General features: G+C 39.0%; 19 protein-coding genes and 1 other annotated feature. Of the genes, 7 read left to right on the forward strand and 12 right to left on the reverse strand.

All coding sequences use genetic code 11. The features are described from left to right. Positions 1 to 67 precede the first annotated feature (67 nt). From BTOYO_RS09890 to BTOYO_RS09905, 4 genes are all read right to left on the reverse strand, one after another. Complete coding sequence (locus BTOYO_RS09890) at positions 68 to 2,848, reverse strand: BclA-related collagen-like exosporium protein (protein ID WP_000796074.1); 2,781 nt, start codon at positions 2,846 to 2,848, stop codon at positions 68 to 70. A 116-nt stretch (positions 2,849 to 2,964) separates the two neighbouring features. Then, positions 2,965 to 3,288: a hypothetical protein gene (locus tag BTOYO_RS09895; protein ID WP_001110863.1), complete on the reverse strand. Its 324-nt coding sequence runs from the start codon at positions 3,286 to 3,288 to the stop codon at positions 2,965 to 2,967. A 20-nt stretch (positions 3,289 to 3,308) separates the two neighbouring features. After that, a complete protein-coding gene (locus BTOYO_RS09900) occupies positions 3,309 to 3,533 on the reverse strand; it encodes a spore germination protein (RefSeq protein ID WP_000512461.1) in 225 nt (74 codons plus the stop codon). A gap of 78 nt (positions 3,534 to 3,611) precedes the next feature. Next, positions 3,612 to 3,917: a rhodanese-like domain-containing protein gene (locus tag BTOYO_RS09905; protein WP_000141215.1), complete on the reverse strand. Its 306-nt coding sequence runs from the start codon at positions 3,915 to 3,917 to the stop codon at positions 3,612 to 3,614. Between the two features lie 199 nt (positions 3,918 to 4,116). Here BTOYO_RS09905 and BTOYO_RS09910 point away from each other — a divergent pair, with 199 nt between their 5' ends. Beyond that, positions 4,117 to 4,299 carry a hypothetical protein gene (locus BTOYO_RS09910; RefSeq protein ID WP_000171892.1) on the forward strand — a complete coding sequence of 61 codons (183 nt, stop codon included), beginning with the start codon at positions 4,117 to 4,119 and terminating at the stop codon, positions 4,297 to 4,299. A 49-nt stretch (positions 4,300 to 4,348) separates the two neighbouring features. On the opposite strand, the gene BTOYO_RS09915 is transcribed toward BTOYO_RS09910, so the two are convergent. Next, complete coding sequence (locus BTOYO_RS09915) at positions 4,349 to 5,473, reverse strand: homoserine O-acetyltransferase family protein (protein WP_001167598.1); 1,125 nt, start codon at positions 5,471 to 5,473, stop codon at positions 4,349 to 4,351. A gap of 153 nt (positions 5,474 to 5,626) precedes the next feature. On the opposite strand from BTOYO_RS09915, the gene BTOYO_RS26195 reads away from it, so the two are divergent. The 5 genes from BTOYO_RS26195 (at position 5,627) to BTOYO_RS09940 (ending at position 10,995) form a co-directional block, all read left to right on the forward strand. Continuing rightward, complete coding sequence (locus tag BTOYO_RS26195; RefSeq protein ID WP_080990484.1) at positions 5,627 to 7,828, forward strand: spore germination protein; 2,202 nt, start codon at positions 5,627 to 5,629, stop codon at positions 7,826 to 7,828. 16 nt (positions 7,829 to 7,844) lie between these two features. Beyond that, positions 7,845 to 8,939, forward strand: a complete 1,095-nt coding sequence (locus BTOYO_RS09925) for a spore germination protein (RefSeq protein WP_000049096.1) — start codon at positions 7,845 to 7,847, stop codon at positions 8,937 to 8,939. After that, positions 8,915 to 9,994, forward strand: coding sequence for a Ger(x)C family spore germination protein (locus BTOYO_RS09930; protein ID WP_000411381.1), 1,080 nt, complete (start codon positions 8,915 to 8,917; stop codon positions 9,992 to 9,994). The genes BTOYO_RS09925 and BTOYO_RS09930 overlap by 25 nt, the downstream gene beginning before the upstream one ends. Positions 9,995 to 10,084: 90 nt before the next feature. Further along, positions 10,085 to 10,270, forward strand: a complete 186-nt coding sequence (locus BTOYO_RS09935; RefSeq protein ID WP_000038783.1) for a hypothetical protein — start codon at positions 10,085 to 10,087, stop codon at positions 10,268 to 10,270. Between the two features lie 302 nt (positions 10,271 to 10,572). Then, a complete protein-coding gene (locus BTOYO_RS09940; protein ID WP_000180546.1) occupies positions 10,573 to 10,995 on the forward strand; it encodes a pyrophosphohydrolase domain-containing protein in 423 nt (140 codons plus the stop codon). Positions 10,996 to 11,039: 44 nt separating this feature from the next. Here the strand turns inward: BTOYO_RS09940 and BTOYO_RS09945 are convergent, their stop codons facing one another. Next, entirely contained in the window at positions 11,040 to 11,933 is an 894-nt protein-coding gene (locus BTOYO_RS09945) for a hypothetical protein (protein ID WP_023441089.1), read from the reverse strand. A gap of 160 nt (positions 11,934 to 12,093) precedes the next feature. Here BTOYO_RS09945 and BTOYO_RS09950 point away from each other — a divergent pair, with 160 nt between their 5' ends. After that, a complete protein-coding gene (locus tag BTOYO_RS09950; protein WP_001246766.1) occupies positions 12,094 to 12,522 on the forward strand; it encodes a GNAT family N-acetyltransferase in 429 nt (142 codons plus the stop codon). A 25-nt stretch (positions 12,523 to 12,547) separates the two neighbouring features. Here the strand turns inward: BTOYO_RS09950 and leuS are convergent, their stop codons facing one another. The 6 genes from leuS to BTOYO_RS09980 form a co-directional block, all read right to left on the reverse strand. Then, entirely contained in the window at positions 12,548 to 14,956 is a 2,409-nt protein-coding gene (gene leuS / locus BTOYO_RS09955; protein ID WP_000009469.1) for a leucine--tRNA ligase, read from the reverse strand. Between the two features lie 65 nt (positions 14,957 to 15,021). Further along, positions 15,022 to 15,240 (reverse strand) — a binding site (T-box leader). 51 nt (positions 15,241 to 15,291) lie between these two features. Then, positions 15,292 to 16,485: an MDR family MFS transporter gene (locus BTOYO_RS09960; protein ID WP_001137542.1), complete on the reverse strand. Its 1,194-nt coding sequence runs from the start codon at positions 16,483 to 16,485 to the stop codon at positions 15,292 to 15,294. Between the two features lie 257 nt (positions 16,486 to 16,742). Beyond that, a complete protein-coding gene (locus tag BTOYO_RS09965; RefSeq protein ID WP_000380438.1) occupies positions 16,743 to 17,966 on the reverse strand; it encodes a cation:proton antiporter in 1,224 nt (407 codons plus the stop codon). 3 nt (positions 17,967 to 17,969) lie between these two features. Beyond that, positions 17,970 to 18,467: a cation:proton antiporter regulatory subunit gene (locus BTOYO_RS09970; protein WP_001026058.1), complete on the reverse strand. Its 498-nt coding sequence runs from the start codon at positions 18,465 to 18,467 to the stop codon at positions 17,970 to 17,972. Between the two features lie 34 nt (positions 18,468 to 18,501). Continuing rightward, positions 18,502 to 19,068, reverse strand: a complete 567-nt coding sequence (locus BTOYO_RS09975; protein ID WP_000454203.1) for a tyrosine-type recombinase/integrase — start codon at positions 19,066 to 19,068, stop codon at positions 18,502 to 18,504. A 112-nt stretch (positions 19,069 to 19,180) separates the two neighbouring features. After that, on the reverse strand, positions 19,181 to 19,369 hold the full coding sequence (locus BTOYO_RS09980) for a hypothetical protein (RefSeq protein WP_001168330.1): 189 nt from the start codon (positions 19,367 to 19,369) through the stop codon (positions 19,181 to 19,183). Positions 19,370 to 19,456 lie beyond the last annotated feature (87 nt).

The following is a 19,456-nucleotide window of genomic DNA, read 5'->3' on the forward strand; positions in this document are numbered from 1 at the left end:
GAGAGTTACTCTCAAATACTGGGATAAAAAAACCTTGAAACATAAAAGTTCCAAGGTTTTCTACTTATTAACTTAATCTAATAATCGTTAGAGTAGCTCCTGGCGTTGCCGTAGATAATGTAGCCAGTGCAACTACTCCAAATAATTGCAAACTAACGGCAGCTCCAGCAGGCAAATTAGCAATTATTGTTGCACTAAATGAACCAGTAGCCACTGCTGGGGAGTTTATCGTTCCCGCAAGCGGACTTCCATTTACAGTTATACGCGAACTTACAAGTAATCCTGCTGTTAAATTAATTGTATAGGCTATATAATAATTCCCTGCATTGGCAACTGTAAATACAGTATTTCCACCACTAACGGTTATTCCTGGTCCAATATTTTGATTGTTTGGTAATGGGATATTTGTACCGCCTAATAAAACAGAAATAACACTTCCTGATGTATTATTCGCAAATGCATACGTTGCAGTTGTACTAACTCCAGTCACCCCGGTCGCTCCAGTGGCTCCGGTTGCTCCAGCTCCGGTTGGACCTTGAATTCCTTGCGGGCCTTGAATTCCTTGTAGCCCTGTTGCTCCGGTTGCTCCGGTCGCTCCCGTGACTCCCGTTGGTCCTTGAATTCCCTGTGGGCCTTGCGCTCCTGTTGCACCCGTGTCCCCGGTTGGGCCTTGTGGACCTTGTAAGCCTTGCACTCCTTGAGGACCTGTTGGACCTATTTCCCCTTGCACTCCTTGTATTCCAGTTGGGCCTTGTGGACCGGTCGGACCTTGGATTCCTTGTATCCCTTGAATTCCCTGTGGTCCTTGTGCTCCCGTCGCCCCGGTTACTCCTTGTATCCCTTGTAGACCTTGTTCTCCTTGAATTCCTTGTGGTCCAGTTGGCCCTTGAATTCCTTGAGGACCTTGTATTCCTTGTGGACCTTGATCTCCCGTCGCCCCAGTTACTCCTTGTATCCCTTGTGGACCTTGAATTCCTTGCGGGCCTGTTGGACCTATTTCTCCTTGCACACCTTGTATTCCTTGTGGACCCTGTAAACCCGTCACTCCGGTTGCTCCCGTTTCTCCTGTCGCTCCTGTCACTCCAACCGGCCCTGTCGCTCCGGTATCTCCGGTTGCCCCTGTCGAACCGGTTGCTCCGGTCGGTCCAGGTGGCCCACCGGATGGACCTGTCACTCCTGTCGGACCTGATGGTCCCGTTGGGCCAGTCGGTCCTGCTGGTCCTCCTGAAGGTCCCGTTACCCCTGTTGGACCTGTTGTTCCAGTTGGACCTGTTGTTCCTTCCCCTGTCGCCCCAGTTGCTCCCGTATCTCCTGTCGCTCCCGTCGGACCTTGTATCCCTTGAATTCCTTGTGGTCCTTGCACTCCTTGTGCACCTGTTGCTCCTTGAATCCCTTGAATTCCTTGCACTCCCTGTGGCCCCATCGGACCTGTTGGACCAATTGCCCCTTGAGCACCTTGCACTCCTTGCGGGCCCTCTGGACCGGTTGCTCCTATTTCCCCTTGTATCCCTTGAATTCCGGTTGCTCCTTGTGCTCCTGTTGCTCCCGTTATCCCTTGCACACCTTGTATTCCCTGTATTCCTTGTGGGCCTTGTGGGCCCGTTGCTCCTACCGGTCCTTGTATGCCTTGTATCCCCTGTGGCCCCTCTGGACCCGTTGCTCCAACTGGACCTGGCACTCCTTGTATTCCTTGCGGGCCTTGAAGTCCCTCTGGGCCTTCTGGACCTGTTGGGCCTATCTCACCCATCGGACCTTGTATCCCTTGAACTCCTTGTGGTCCCGTTGCTCCTGATGGACCTGGTACTCCTTGTATACCTTGTGGACCTTGATCTCCTGTTACTCCTGTTACACCTTGAGGTCCTATAGCTCCCTGTATACCTTGTGGGCCTTGATCTCCGGTTGCTCCCGTTATTCCTTGAATCCCCTGAACACCTTGGATCCCTTGCTCACCAGTTACTCCCGTCGGACCAGGAATACCTTGAATTCCCTGTGGCCCTTCTGGACCTGTTGGGCCAATTGGCCCTTGAATTCCTTGTATCCCTTGTAGCCCTTGTAGCCCCTGCGCACCTGTTTCTCCTGTACTTCCTGTCGGACCGGTTAGCCCCTGACCTGTTGCTCCAGTATTTCCAGTTGCTCCTGTTGGTCCTGTCACCCCTGTACTTCCACTCGGTCCACCCCCAGGACCTGTTGCTCCTGTCGGGCCAGTTGGACCTGGAGGGCCTCCTGAAGGTCCAGTTATCCCTGTTGGACCTGTTATTCCTGTCGGGCCTGTAATCCCTTGACCTGTTGCTCCTGTTGTTCCCGTACTTCCACTCGGTCCCTCTGTCCCTTGGATTCCTTGCACTCCTTGAATCCCTTGTGGACCTGTTGCTCCCGGTATCCCTTGCACTCCTTGGATTCCTTGAGAACCCTCAGGTCCGGTATCTCCAATCGGACCCTGTAATCCCTGTACACCCTGTATCCCTTGTACTCCAATCGGACCTGTTGGACCAATGGGCCCTTGTAATCCTTGCACACCCTGTAAACCTGTCGCTCCAGTTTCTCCTTGTGGACCTCTCAATCCTTGTGGCCCCTGCTGTCCTTCTGGTCCAGTTGCACCTATTGGCCCAACTGATCCTTGTATCCCTTGCACACCTTGAGGTCCTGTCGGGCCCATCTCCCCCATCGGACCTTGTAATCCTCTTGGTCCTTGAGGTCCTGTTGGGCCTTGTGGACCGGTTGGACCAGTAATCCCTATACCTGTAAATCCAGTTGGAACAGGGGGAAAAGTAGGCCCAATAAGTTCGGGTGGAATTCTAAAATTAGAGCTTAACGAATTTTGCTTCCGATTATTATCACGATTCTTCACACTTTCACCACCTACAAACCGTCTTTTTCATAATAAATAAGCCTCTTCTTAATCTATTTACAAAAATAATTTCCAAGACTATTTTTATTTTAAATAATAAAAACTCCCTTAATTCCTTAAGGGAGTCCAGCAATTGAATCCATATTATCTGTATTCGGGACAGCTTGCGCTATACTCGATGCATTTACACTTTGCCCCATATTTGTTCCTGTTACAGTACCAGCAGGAGTACCTCGTGTATATGTTGTCGTCACAGAATCACCCGGCTGTAAACAAAGCTTCGTCTCTGTTCCTATTACTGTAACAACATCAATCCAAGTACACCCCATTGAACCACTATACGATTTCGTAGCAGTAAATGAAGTATCACTCAAATTGTCACCTGTAAATATATTCCCAGTATTATTAACAATAACAAACTCTTTTATATGCGCAGGCATAATTACACTCTACCTTTCCTCTACGAACCTAATGTACGTGTGCTCGTTGCTAATGGCGGAAGGAATACTGATGTTCTAATCACCGCTTCTGGCTGCCTTTTTCCATTTAAAAAAATAGCCGCACTCGATCCTCCAGCACCCGCGTATATTTTCGCTACAGCTAAAGGTGAGATATCATAACAGTCGCCGACATTAACAGCTCCTGTATTATTAATAATTTTTACTTTACGCAAATTAATCCCCATTTCCCCCTCCTCCTTTTGTATACTGTATGCAAAAGAAAAAAACTTGAAACAGACTCGTTTCAAGTTTTTAGTAATTAACTATTTCATTTCGCCTTCATATTGAAGCATACCGCCAACCATATTCACTGTTTTAAATCCTTGCTCATTTAAATAATGGCATACATTCTCACTGCGCATTCCCGAACGGCAAATAAAGATATATTCATTCTCTTTATTAAAGAAGTCTACTTTATTTGGGATATCACCCATTTTAATATGTACCGCTTCTGGAATTTTCCCTGCTGCTACTTCTTCATCTTCCCTTACATCTACTAAAAATAACGTTTCTCCATTTTCTAAACGTTCTTGTACTTCTTCTGTTGTAATTGTTTTTACTTCTGTCATATGTCGTTCCTCCTTATATACAATAAAACCTTTCGTTTCTTCTTTAAACAACCATTTCTAATCAATTTTAGCATGCAAAAGAAGGAACGCAAAGAATGGAGAATTTATTTCTCAATTTCTCCGTAAAACTTATTCTTTACAAACATCTCTATCGCATTGTATCCTCAATATACTTGTTTTATGAAAGGAGTCGATTAAAATGACACTTTTTCTTTTCATTATGAGCATTATTTTTTTAACCGCCGCAATTATTGTACTCAGCATGAAAAATAATAAAAAGTTAAAATCTCCCCAAGAAATGTCATTCTTATTTCTATTACTTAGTATAGCGTTCTTCGGTATAGCAATCGCTACATATATTTTCCGTCTACAAATCATGTAAAAAAAGGTGCCTACTACACATATTGCACCTTTTTCACATCATTTATTTTCTACACAAAACTAGACACTTTCCGATTTAAAAATTCATAAACTTTCTTTTCAAATAAATGGATATCTAACGCTCCCGCCATATGCCCATTTATACTTTCTATTTCATAGACCTCCGCATACTTCCCTTGTTTTTGCAAAATGTCTACCATTTTATAATTGTAACGAGACGGCTGAAGTAAATCTTGTTTACACGGAATCATAAGTACATTCGCTTTTATTTTAGAAAGAGCCTCTTCCAAAGAAGAAAATCCATGCGCAATATCATGCAATAAAACTGCTTTCGCAGTGTACATCCACGAATTTGCATCTACTAACTCTATACTTTTGTATGTCACTTTATTTATCTCTTTCTCAAATGATGTTAATGTAGAAAACTTTTCATAAGGTTCTACCTCAATACTGTTACGAGGAAATTCCGTTTCATAAAAATGCTCATCAAAAGCGTTCATAAACATCATTCTGTTTGCTAAATGAAGCCCCTGCATTGGCTGTGTTTCTCCATATTTCCCGCCCTTCCAACTTGGATCTAGTTGAATTGCTTCAATCGCATTTTGCGCTACATTTACTGACGTTATAATTGGATTTTGCGGGTTCGTAATAACGCCAATCATTCGCTCTACCATATGAGAGTAGTGAACAGCCCATTGCTGCGCAATCATTCCACCCGCCGACGGCCCTATTACAGCATGTAACCTTGAGATTCCCATATTTTTTATTAACTCATATTGTATACGAGCTACATCAAGAAAGGTAAACACAGGGAAATCCATAACATACTCTTCCCCTGTTTCTGGATTAATCGACTTCGGTCCCGTTGTAATTACATACGGGTTCTTCACCTGTACATTACAAAGATTATCAGTACATATAACAAAATATTTATTTGTATCAATCGCTTTTCCAGGTCCAATTAGCCCAGCCCACCAACCAGACTCCTCATCATGCACAGTATATTTTCCTGCTGCATGACTTGTTGCACTAAAATAATGACAAACCAAAATGGCATTTGACCTTTCTCTATTTAAAATACCATACGTCTCATATCCCATTTGAACAGGAATTTCCCTACCATTTTCAAATGTAAACTCATTTAATGCAAACTTCTCTTTTTTTACAATTTGCACAGACTCTCCCTCTTCCCGTTATAGTATGAACTGCTTACTAAAGGTTTTTTTCTATGCAAATCAATCTCCTTCTTCTTTTCATAAATAAATGAATAATATACAAAATTAGCCACAAAATAGCACTATATTACAAAAATCAAAGAGGGCATACATATGATTTGGAATTGGCTACGTAAGAAAAAAAAATCAAATTCAACAGAGACAAAAGAAGCAGATAACCCGAAGCAGCAGCCTAGTAATCAAGAGATTGTGAACAAAGATCAGACTAGAAGTATGAAACATAATAAAGGTGATAGTAGCGAGCAAAAAAACTCGAAACAAGATGATTACTCTCATAAGAAACAGCAAAATTCTAAAAAAGATGATCCTTCTCATGAGAAACAGCAAAATTCGAAACAAGACGATTCCTCTCATGAGAAACAACAAAACTCGAAACAAGACGATTCCTCTCATGAGAAACAGCAAAATTCGAAACAAGACGATTCCTCTCATGAGAAACAACAAAACTCGAAACAAGACGATTCCTCTCATGAGAAACAACAAAATTCTAAGCAAGACGACTCTTCTCATGAGAAACAACAAAACTCTAAACAAGACGATTCCTCTCATGAGAAACAACAAAATTCTAAGCAAGACGACTCTTCTCATGAGAAACAACAAAATCCTAAACAAGACGATTCCTCTCATGAGAAACAACAAAATTCTAAGCAAGACGACTCTTCTCATGAGAAACAACAAAATCCTAAACAAGACGACTCTTCTCATGAGAAACAACAAAATTCTAAACAAGACGACTCTTCTCATGAGGAACAGCAAAACTCGAAACAAAATGATTCTTCTCAGAATAAACAACAAAGCTCTGGAAGTAATAGTATTTATGATTTTTCGAAGCCAGAAAAAGACCGTATTCATTCACTACAAGATTTAATAGAGAAGCTCAAGAAGTCTAGTGATTTTGTTAATTATCACACATCTGATGATGAAACGATGCCATATTGGATTTCTTACTATCGTCCTTCACTTGATGGGGAGAAATTGCAAAAGTATTTAATGCCTACTCTTTTGGAACGACCTAATGCTTCACTAGAAGAACTGAAGGAACATATTCCGATGAGTGGTATCACAATTACGAATGACTTACAAAAAATTGAGGACATGGTTTTAAAAGGACATGCAATTATTCAATTGAAGCAGCAAGATCAAAAATGTATGCTTGCAAACATTGCAATTGATAATTATCGTGCACCAACCCCTCCTTTAAACGAATCAACTGTTATTGGACCACAAGAAGGTTTCGTAGAGGATATTGATACAAACATTAATTTAGTTCGAAAACGTCTTCCTGTTTTAGATTTACAAACAAAAGAAATGATTATCGGCGAGTTTTCCAAAACAAAAGTTGTCATGATGTATTTAGACAACCTCGCTGAAAAAGATAATGTAGATTTTCTCGAGGAATCATTACGCGCTCTTGAATATGATCAAATTAATGATAGTGCTTATATACAAGAATTGATGGGTGAAAAATCGATTTTCCCTCTCTATATCAATACAGAACGCACTGATAGAGTTACAAAAGCACTCATTGATGGAAAAATCGCTATTTTTGTTGATGGTTCTCCAAGCGTGCTACTTACTCCAGTATCCTATTTCGATTTTTTCATTTCACCAGAAGACTATAACGTCTCCTGGATGTACGCTACATTTTCAAGGATTTTAAGATTAATCGCCGTTCTATTTTCAATCTGCGCTACACCGTTATACGTTGCAGTTTTAAATTATCATTATGAACTCATTCCAAGTGACTTACTTGAAACTTTGATTTTATCAAGGGCACAAGTACCGTTTCCACCTTTAATTGAAGCGCTCTTTTTAGAACTTGCAATCGACTTATTAAGAGAAGCTGGTGCGAGGTTACCGATGAAAGTTGGTCAAACGCTCGGTATTGTAGGCGGTATCGTAATCGGACAAGCATCTGTACAAGCTGGTTTAACGAGTAACATTTTATTAATTATCGTTGCACTATCAGCACTCGCTTCTTTTATTACACCTATTTATAAAATGGGTAACGCTGTTCGATTACTACGCTTTCCTTTTCTTATGTTTGCAGAAATAGGAGGACTTTTCGGGATTTCTCTTGGATTTATCTTTTTATTTACTCATCTATTTAGGCTTACTTCCTTACGTAAGCCGTACGCTTTGTTTTATCCGACAAGACAACAATCCGTTAAAGATTCTTGGATTCGTTTCCCTTTAACAATGATTGATACAAGAGATGTACAAGCAAGACCACAACATGTAAAAAAAGCAGCGAAAGGAATTTCAACAAAACATAGATCGGACTTCGATGATTAAGAAATGAGGTGCATTGATGAGTAAAGTTCAAGAAAAATATCAAATATCTCCTGTCTTTGTTTTCTTCTTAATTCACAGTGCACAATTTGGTGCCGGAGTTCTCGGATTCGCTCGAATTATTGCAAAAGCTGCTGGATACGACGGTTGGATGGGAGTTTTAATCACAGGATTCTGTATCCATGTTCTTATATGGATGATGTATGTCTTATTAAAAGAAACAAACGGTAATTTAATTGATTTACATCGGCAAACATTTGGAAAATGGCTTGGGGACGGTATTAATATCATCTTTGCTGCTTATTTTTTAATCGTCAGTATTTCCGTCATTCGAACATACGTTGAAATTATTCAAGTGTGGATGTTTCCTACCGCTTCAACTTGGATGTTAACACTTTTTTTATGCTTAGTTAGCTACTACATTATTTCTTCTGGCTTTCGTGTCATTACTGGTATTTGTGTTATATCTGTTGGTGGTACATTGGGATATTTATTGCTTAGCCTATTTGTTTTGAAATACTCACATTGGGATAATTTACTTCCTATATTCACCCATTCTTTTTCAGATATTTTAAAAGCCTCTCAACTGTCTATCTACAGTATGACCGGTTTTGAGATTTACCTCATGGTTTATCCATTTGTGAAAAAACCTATGCAATCTCATAAATACGCTCAATACGGGGCACTATTTTCAAATCTTCTATATTTATTTAGTACCCTTTTAGCCTTTGCATTTTTTAGTGAGAAACAATTGTTAAAAACGATATGGTCGCAACTTTCTATGACCCAAGTAATCCAATTACCATTTATAGAAAGACTAGAATATATTGCAATTTCAGGCTATGCACTTGTTATTGTTACAAGTTTTATTCTTCCCTTATGGGCAGCGACAAGAGGAACGCATGAAATATTTCGTGTAAAACAAAGAGGAATTTTAATCGCTTTTATCCTTATCACCCTCATTGTTTCACAACTTTTAACAAACAGACACGATATTAATAACTTTATTAGTAATGCATCAAAAGTTAGTTTTTGGCTCATTTATGTATACATCCCAATTCTATTTATTATTGTGTGGGTGAAAAGAAAATGGAAAAAATCAAAAGCAAATTAATACTTATTTCTTGTATAACATTCTTCAGTTTAACTGGATGTTTACAAAAAAATATTATCGATGATGTACAACTTATTCAAGGAAGCGTTTTTGATGTAGCAAAAGGTAATAAAGTAAAAGTGACATTCGTTTGTCCCATTCAGAAAAAAGGAAATAAAGTTCAAGTTTTTGAAGGTAGCGCAAATGCGGTGAAACAAGTAAAAGCAGACACATCTTTAGAGTCTTCTCAACCGTTTGCTAGCGGACAAATGCGTGTCGCTCTATATACGATAAGACTTGCAAAAAAAGGAATGTCTACTTCATTCGATACATTACTTCGAGATGTGAATATAGGAAACGCTTTATATGTTGCTTTATTAGAGGGGAATGGTACCGAACTTTTAAAAGGCAAATATACAACTTCATATAACGTTGCAATTTATATAAAAAAGTTGCTAGAACATAATATGGAGACCGGTCCTTTACCAACGGATAATCTGCATGTAGGAGCATTCCGTTATTATCAAGAAGGGCAAGACTACTATATTCCAATTTTAAAGAAACATGGTGATAAAATAAACATCACCGGAATTGGTCTTTTTAAAAAAGATAAATATATCGGTAAAATTGCGCAAAAAGATATGTTCATATTTAAAGGACTGTTAGAAAAACATAAATTAGATTCACATGAATTTAAAACAGATTCTGCGTACGTAATGATTAATAATATTCGTTCTGTTCCAACTTACGATATAAAGATTAAAAACGGAAAGCCTTCTTTTTTCATTCACGTTCATCTTGATGCACGTATTCAAGAATTATCAAAACAAATTAACTTAGAAAATAACAAGAACACAAAAAACATTGAAAAAAATGTACAAAAGCAATTGGACGTACAGGCTGCCAAATTAATTAAGCAGTTCAAATCTTTAGGCGTCGATCCCCTCGGGCTAGGAGCAAAATATAAACACCATTATCGCCCCTTCAAATTAGAAGAGTGGAGACAAATGTACAAAGATGTTCCGATTCATATAAAATACACCGTAAACATTACAAATTCTGGTGTAATTGAATGAGAAATGATTGAACTCCTCTCTCCGGCATGATACAACGGATAGAGGAGTTTTTATTTTAGATAGAGAGAGAAGATATTTATGGGGGAGCTTATGTCTAAAAAATTAGTAAAGCCTATTTTAAACGGTATTTTATTTCTCGGCGTCTTTTTATTTGCTCATACATACTTAAAAAATGTTTCCTTCACACGTTATTTACTTGTCGTTATACCGATGTTACTCGTTGGTATGTTCGGCATCGACCTTATTTTATCCATTTTAATAAAAAAAGAAGAATAACGAGCGAGGATGTCTCATAAGTCGAGATTTTTGACTAGATGACATCCTTTTTATTTTCTATTTTGGAATCAGCGCTACAGTACATGAATTTATATCAACGATTTTTCAAATATATCTACCATAACTCAAAATATATCAACGATTCGACACAAAATATCGATTTACCTACAAAAATTGACAATAGTAACAACCCATACTAAGAAGAGAATGTTTCAATATATTTTTAGAACATCCTTTTTTTATTTAATAATCACCTTATGTTACAATGAAATTCGGCACAAAGTGAGAAAGGATGAAACAACATGACAAACGAAAAAGGTTTAGATAAAGGGTACGAGCTTGTTGCAAAAATGCATGAAGATTTCGGACATCCTGTAACAAATACTCCAACAAAACTAACAGAAGAGCGCGCAAAAATCCGTGCAAGTTTTATGCAAGAAGAGCTAGAAGAATTTCTAGAAGCAACTACTGTTGAAGATCAATACGATGCACTTATTGACCTTATTTACTTTGCATTCGGAACGTTTGCAGAAATGGGCGTACGTCCAGATAAAGGATTCGAGATTGTAAACAACGCAAACATGGCAAAACTATTCCCTGATGGGAAACCTCGATTCCGTGAAGGCGACGGCAAAATTTTAAAACCAGAAGGCTGGCAAGCACCAGAACCACAACTTCGTGCTGAAATTGAACGTCAGCGCCAAGAAGCTGAAAAAAACTGCTAGGATTTCCTAGCAGTTTTTTATTATGTCTTTTTTTCTGCAGCTCATTAATGACCCACGTGCCCCGCGTGTCCTGCTGCTCCACTAATACTAGCTGCTCCTGCTGCTGCCCCTGCTCCTCCTGCTCCAATTCCCCCTGTCCAAGGAGACGATTGTTGCTGTTGTTGATATTGCTGATATTGTTGGTGCTGTTGGTGCTGTTGACCTTGGTGTCCATGATGTTGGCCTTGGTGCCCATGATGACCGTGTTGGCCTTGATGACCTTGGTGATGGTGGTGACCTTGGTGTCCATGATGTTGGCCTTGGTGGTGATGTCCATGGTGACCATGTTGGCCTTGATGACCGTGTTGGCCTTGGTGAGTTTGATAAAGAACAGCTTGCGGATGAATGTGGTGGTGACCTTGGTGATGTACTTGTTGTTGGTGATGACCATGATGGCTGTGTTGACCTTGATGGCCGTGTTGACCTTGATGGTGGTGATGACCGTGATGGCCATGTTGACCTTGATGGTGGTGATGACCATGATGGCCGTGTTGACCTTGATGGTGGTGATGACCGTGATGGCCATGTTGACCTTGATGGTGGTGATGACCGTGTATGACTTGCGGATACCCACCTACTCCTCCTGCTACAACACCTACTCCTGGTACAGGGAATCCTGTCTGTCCCCCTCCAACGAAAGAAGGAAATGTAGTTGGTACTCCTACTGGAATTCCAGTTTGTGCGCCAGCTACTGATGTCGGAAATCCTCCCGTTAACGTTGGAATTCCAGTTTGCATGCCTGCTACTGATGTTGGAAATCCTCCATGTGCTCCACCCATCCAGCTCGGAATTCCACCGTATCCTTGTTGCCCTGCTCCTCCCATTAACATCATTTGTTCATAACTATCCGATCCACCTCCGAAGAAGCCATGCGGTGCATTATTGTCCATCCCTTTCATTCCTTTCACCCCTTGTTTTCAATTTAACCTACCTTTTGTATCATATTTCCTAGTTAAAAATAGGTGTTTGTCTGCATAAGAATTCCTAACCTTTTTCCTCATTCGTGATAGAATCAATTGACTGATTATTCTTTCACCACTTTAAAAGGAGGCATTTCTATTGAGAAACGTTACAAAAGCTTCAAACGACGATTTAGATTCAATCTTACATATAGATATTGATGTAATCGGAGACGATAGTAGACGAAATTATATTAAACACGCTATTGATGAGGAGAAATGCATCATTGTAAAAGAAGACAATTCTATTTTAGGTTTTCTGACGTATGATACGAACTTCTTTAGCTACACGTTCCTCTCATTAATCATTGTTTCGCCAACAAAAAGAAGACAAGGCCATGCAAGCTCATTAATCTCCTATATGTTAAGTAATTCTCCTACGCAAAAAATTTTTTCTTCAACGAACGAATCGAATGCAAATATGCAAAAAGTTTTTAAAGCGAATGGATTTATGCGTAGTGGAATAATTGAAAACTTAGATGAAGGTGATCCAGAAATTATTTTCTATATAAAAAAGCTCAGAGCATAAAGGCTCTGAGCTTTTCTTTCATTCATTAGTTTGCAACAACGTTAACAAGTTTGCCAGGAACGACAATTACTTTACGAACTGTTTTTCCTTCGATTTGTTCTTTAATTGCTTCAAGTGCAAGTTGTTCCATTTCTTCTTTTGATGCGTCTTTACTCATTGTTAATTTTGCGCGAACTTTGCCCATAATTTGAACAACGATTTCAACTTCATCTTCTACAAGTTTAGACTCATCAAATGTTGGCCAGCTTGCATATGTGATTGTTTCATTGTAACCAAGCTTGCTCCAAAGTTCTTCCCCGATATGAGGTGCAACTGGTGCAATCATTTTTACGAAACCTTCTACATATTCTTTCGGAAGTGTATTAGCTTTGTATGCATCGTTGATGAATACCATCATTTGAGAAATCGCTGTGTTGAAGCGAAGCTCTGCATAGTCTTCTGTTACTTTCTTCACTGTTTGATGGTAAGCTTTTTCAAGCTCTTTATTTGGTGCATCAGTAATTTTCTCACTTAATTCACCGTTATCTTGAACGAATAGGCGCCATACGCGGTCTAGGAAACGACGAGCTCCGTCAAGACCATTTTCAGACCAAGCGATTGAAGCATCTAATGGTCCCATGAACATTTCGTATAGACGAAGTGTATCTGCACCATGGCTCGCTACGATATCATCAGGGTTTACAACGTTACCTTTTGATTTACTCATTTTCTCGTTGTTTTCACCTAGAATCATACCTTGGTTGAATAATTGTTGGAACGGCTCTTTCGTTGGAACTACACCGATATCATATAATACTTTATGCCAGAAACGAGCATATAGTAAGTGAAGTACAGCGTGCTCTGCACCGCCGATATAAATATCAACTGGAAGCCATTGTTTTACTTTTTCAGGATCTACAAGTGCTTCGTTATTATTTGGATCCATGTAGCGTAAGTAGTACCAACAGCTACCAGCCCATTGTGGCATTGTGTTCGTTTCACGACGACCTTTTTTACCAGTTTCAGGATCAACAACATTTACCCACTCGTCAATGTTAGCAAGTGGTGATTCACCTGTACCTGAAGGACGGATGTTTTCTGTTTTCGGAAGAACTAATGGTAATTCTTCTTCTTTCACAGCTGTCATTGTGCCATCTTCCCAGTGGATTACTGGAATTGGCTCACCCCAGTAACGTTGACGGCTAAATAACCAGTCACGTAGACGGTACGTTACTTTTTGATTTCCTGCGCTCGTCACTTCAAGCCATTCAATCATTTTTGCGATTGCTTCTTCTTTATTTAAACCATCAAGGAATGCTGAGTTTACGTGTGCACCATCACCTGTGTATGCTTCTTTCGTAATGTCTCCGCCTTTTACAACTTCCTTCATTGGAAGATTGAACGTTGATGCGAATTCATAGTCACGCTCATCGTGAGCTGGAACCGCCATTACAGCACCTGTTCCGTAAGTTGCAAGAACGTAATCAGCAATCCAGATTGGTAATTTCTCACCGTTTACTGGGTTAACTGCGTAAGCACCAGTGAATACACCAGTTTTCTCTTTCGCAAGTTCTGTACGCTCTAAATCACTCTTCATTTTTACAGAATTAATGTAAGCTTCTACAGCTTCTTTTTGCTCAGCAGTTGTAATGTCAGCAACAAGTGCATGCTCTGGAGCAAGTACACAGTAGCTTGCACCGAATAGTGTATCAGGACGCGTTGTGAAAACTGTGAATTTTTCATCTGTACCGTCGATGTTAAAGTGTACTTCTGCACCTTCAGAACGACCAATCCAGTTACGTTGCATATCTTTTAAGCTTTCTGGCCAATCAAGCTCATCTAGATCTTCTAATAGACGATCTCCGTAAGCTGTAATTTTTAACATCCACTGTCTCATCGGACGACGCTCAACCGGATGCCCACCGCGCTCACTCTTACCATCAATGATTTCTTCGTTTGCAAGTACTGTACCAAGCGCTGGACACCAGTTTACAGGTACTTCATCAACGTAAGCTAAGCCTTTTTCAAATAGTTTTAAGAAGATCCATTGTGTCCACTTGTAGTAGTTTGGATCCGTTGTATTTACTTCACGATCCCAATCATAAGAGAAGCCTAATGCTTTAATTTGATTACGGAACGTATTAATATTAAGCTCTGTAAATTCTGCCGGGCTATTTCCAGTATCAAGTGCATATTGCTCTGCTGGAAGACCGAATGCATCCCATCCCATTGGATGAAGAACGTTATATCCTTGCATACGCTTCATACGAGATAAAATATCTGTCGCTGTATAACCTTCTGGATGTCCTACGTGTAAGCCTGCACCTGATGGATATGGAAACATATCTAGTGCATAAAATTTTGGTTTTTCTGTCTCATCTGGCGTACGGAATGTTTTATTCTCTTCCCAATATCCTTGCCACTTCTTCTCAATTTCTTGATGATTAAAGCTCATGAGATACCCTCCTTGAAATTCTATTTATTTTCACCGCCCAAAATACAAAAAACCTCTCATCCCTAGAAAGGGACGAGAGGTTATAGATTCCCGCGGTACCACCCTAAATTAATGTAAAATATACATTCGCTTAGATCCGTAACGTGGATTAACGGCAATTGCTACTATTAGTTTCACAACTGCAACTCAAAGGCGAGTTCATAACGAAACGTGGATTGACTTGCACCGACCGTCAACTCTCTAAACCCGCTTCTATTACTACTACTCCTTTTCACTGTTATTACAAATATGAGTTAATTAAATATATTCTAAAACATGTTACATGTTCCGTCAAACTAAACTGCAATTTTTTCTTCAACTGTTTCTTCTACTTTTACTCGTTTGTCATAAATGCTCGTTGCTATAAGCGCTACTACCAGCATTACCATGATCGCGATAAACAATACTTCCATATTGTATAAATCAACAATTGCTCCGCCGACGACTGGTCCGAACATTTTCCCTACAGTCGCCGCACTATTTACGACCCCTTGATAAAATCCTAATTTATCTTTCGGTGCAAGTATATTTGCAATGGTCGGAACCGCTGGCCATACGAATAACTCACCAATCGTTAATGTTACCATCGCAACGAGGAACATCGTAAATTGCTGCGCTTGACTTAACACAATGAATGAAGCCGCAAAAATGAAAATCCCAATCATAATTTGTTGTTTTAAAGAACGCTTCATCCAGCGAATTAGCATACTAACGAGCGGCTGCGCACAAACGATCATCGCTCCGTTTATCGTCCATAATAAACTATAGTGACGAAGGCTAATATTTAATTCTTGCATATGTGTTGCAATCGCCCCTTGCCACTGTACGTATGTAACCCAGCATAAAGCATATGCTACACACACAATAAGAAGTGCTTTGAATCCCGGTGTAAGTGACCACCCTTTTTTCGTTTCGACTTCTTTTTGTACCTCTGACCCTTTTTTGTCTTCCATACCACGGAATCCAATAAAAGCAATTAAGAAGAAAACAAAGTATAAAATAAAGTTCGCTAAGAAAATATAATCAAAACGATACGACGCAACTAAGCCACCGCACGCTGTTCCAATCGCAATACCAACGTTTTGTCCAACATACATCGCATTAAATGCTCGTCTTCCGCCCTCTGGCCAAACTGTACCAACCATCGCATACATCGATGGAAAGACCATTCCAGAACCAAAGCCAATTAATGCTAGCCATACAACATATAACGGCCAACCATGGAAGAACACAAGACCTAAAATCGATACGAGTGTAATGACAATTCCTACTAAAATTGATTTATAACCGCCCCATTTATCAAATAAAACACCGCCGAGCAAGTTTCCGATTACACCAGTAAGCGAGTTGATCATTAATACCATTCCAGCCACTGATAAAGATTTCCCTAGATGATCATGCAAATAAATTGTATTAAAAGGCCATAAAAAAGAAGCACCCGTGACATTAATAATCATCCCAGCTACTAATAGCCATACTTTCCTTGGCATATTCTCCCCTCCTATTCTATTTTTTTCGTTCATATATAACAGTAAAATTGTAGTCGTTTTTAAATAGGAAGGCAATTGATTAATAGTTGATGAAATTCAGATAATGGTTTATCGGTAAATGAAATTATATTGATTGTCGCTTGAAAATATATCAGAGATTTTCTAATTATATCGACTTACCGAAAAAAACGACAGCAGCAACAATCTATAAAAAAGAGGAGACTGCATTCACTTCATGCAGTCTCCTCTTTTTTATATTACCCAACTTCTTTTTCTCGCTTCGCACGTTCTTTAGCGCTCCATTTAAATATTTTATCCAACAGAGAGTATATCCTCCCAGACTCTTTCGTTAACAAAGGACCTAACGATGCCAATATTAACACGTATAAAGCTGAGAATGGTTTAATCGTCGCCATTAAGCCGCCCGCAATTCCAATATTCGCGACAATAATGGAGAACTCTCCGCGTGATACAAGCGTTAATCCGATATTCGTAGATGCCTTATGTGATAACCCTGCTTTACGTCCCGCAGCCATTCCAGCGATAAAATTACCGATGAGAGTAATGAAAACTGCTCCTAAGGCCAACCACACGGCTCCTCCAAGAGAAAATGGATCTATACTTAAACCGAAACTGAAAAAGAATATAGCTCCAAAGAAATCACGAAACGGAACGACAAGATGCTCGATTCGATCACTATGCTCTGTTTCAGAAAAGACAAGCCCTAATAATAACGCTCCAATCGCCTCAGCAACATGAATCGTTTCTGAAAAACCAGCCACAAAGAATAAAATAGCGAATATTACGATAATAAAAATTTCGTTAGACGAAATATCTAATACTTTATTTAGGAACGGCGTAGCTTTTCGAGCGATTATAAAGAATAATAACATATAGCCTACTGCGATTAAAACAGATGTAAGAGCACCTATAAATGACGTTGCACCTCCGAGTACTAACCCTGAAACAACTGACAAATATACAGCTAAAAAGATATCATCAAACATAATGATTCCTAAAATTAGCTCCGTCTCTTTATTACCAGATCGCCTTAAATCAACAATTACTTTTGCGACAATTGCACTCGAGGAAATTGTTATGATTCCGGCAATAATTAATGTTTCTAATAAGGGGAAACCCATTATATATCCGTAAAGCAAACCTAATATAAAATTAAGCGATATATGAACAGTTCCCCCAAAAGCAATCGACTTTCCTGATTTAATTAATTTTTTTATTGAGAATTCTAAGCCTAAATAGAATAGGAGGAATATGACGCCAACACGGCCGAGGAAGGAAATTACTTCTCCGCTTTCAATAAACCTTAAATCGATAAGCCCTAAATCTGGGGCATGAGGCCCCACTAGCATACCAAGTATAATGAGAAACGGAATAATCGAAAACTTTAACTTTGCAGCGAGAATTGTTGCAAAAGCTACTAATACTAACGCAGTTCCAACTTCAAAGACTAAAGTATCCATCGATTATGAGTCACCTCCCGCTGAAAGCAACTCATTAATAATTCTCTTCACTTCATGTCTTTCACCCGATAATACGAGCATATCACCAGCCTCAATGATAGAATCTGGACCTGGATTGAAAAATTTCTTCATATTCTTTTTCAAAATAGCAATGATTGTTACGTTATATGTTTTTCGAACATGTAAACTACCAATTGTCTTTTGTACGACTGGTGCGTTATTTTCTATTTTAAACCACTCAATTGATAATCCTTCAAAAGCCATCTCAATCGTGTCTAACGCTTGTGGCCTATAGACCATTCCACCTAATATAGCTGCAATTTGTCTCGCTTCAGAATCGCGAAGAGAAATGCTTGAAATACTCTCATCATGATCCACATCAAAATGATACATTTCTCTTCTTCCATCATCATGAATAACGATAACCATTTTTTCATTACCTTTCGTAATTACTTCAAACTTACAACCAATACCCGGAAGTTCACTTTCTCTAATATTCATATTTTCCGCCTCCTAAAATTTTTAGTTACGGCTTTTACAAATCTACATCGATCTCCGTTTTAAACTTTTCATCTTTTGAAATACCTAAATATTTGAGCGTTTCTGATGGCGTTGCGTGATGGAAATGTTTTTGCAGTAGCGCAATCGCTATTCCTCTTTTGTACGCGTGAAACCCAAATGTTTTTCTCATTGAATTCGTTCCAATCTTCCCAACAATTCCAACTGCTTCCGCAGCATTATGAATCACCCGATAAGCTTGTTGACGCGTAATTGAATTTGTCGTTTTATTAGATTGAAATACGTAGTTTTCTCTTTGAGCATCAAAAGATTGTACGTACGCTAAAAGCGCTTCCTTTACTTTTGTATTTAAATAAATATCTTGTTTAAATTTTTCATCTTTCACAGGAAGAGAATAAAACTCTTTAGCAGTTCCATCTTCATTTAATACATCTTCAAACTTCATACTAAGGAGCTCAGTAATTTTTAAACCCGTGTTAATTCCAATAACGAATAAAAGATAATCTCGCTGGGAATGCTCTTTCAAATATTTTTTCATAGCCTCAATTTGGCTTATATCTTTTAATGCCTCTACAACTTCCATACATGTATTCTCCTCATCTTATGAACGGTAATTTTCTCATCATGTTGTCCATTTTACCTTATCATGCTATGGGAATTCCATGTATTATCCATTTCCTTTTAAATTTTTTACGCTATACAATTGAAGCGATATACTTTAATGCACCTAAAAATTCTGGATATTTATGATTTGGAAACTTACTATTGTAAAAATACGTTGCGGTTAGAAAAATAACGAGGAATAAAGATGAAAATAGTAAAACTTCTTTGGACCTTAGCGCTATACTTATAACTTCAAATAAAGATCCATCTTCTTTCTGCAAGTTGGATTCCTCCTTTCATTTCCTGCTACTTTATATGTTTAGTTTATGTTACTTAATTATATTTTATAACATAATTAAGTAACGTAT

Origin of the sequence: Bacillus toyonensis BCT-7112 (genome assembly GCF_000496285.1) — a bacterium.
GTDB classification, from domain to species: Bacteria; Bacillota; Bacilli; order Bacillales; family Bacillaceae_G; genus Bacillus_A; species Bacillus_A toyonensis.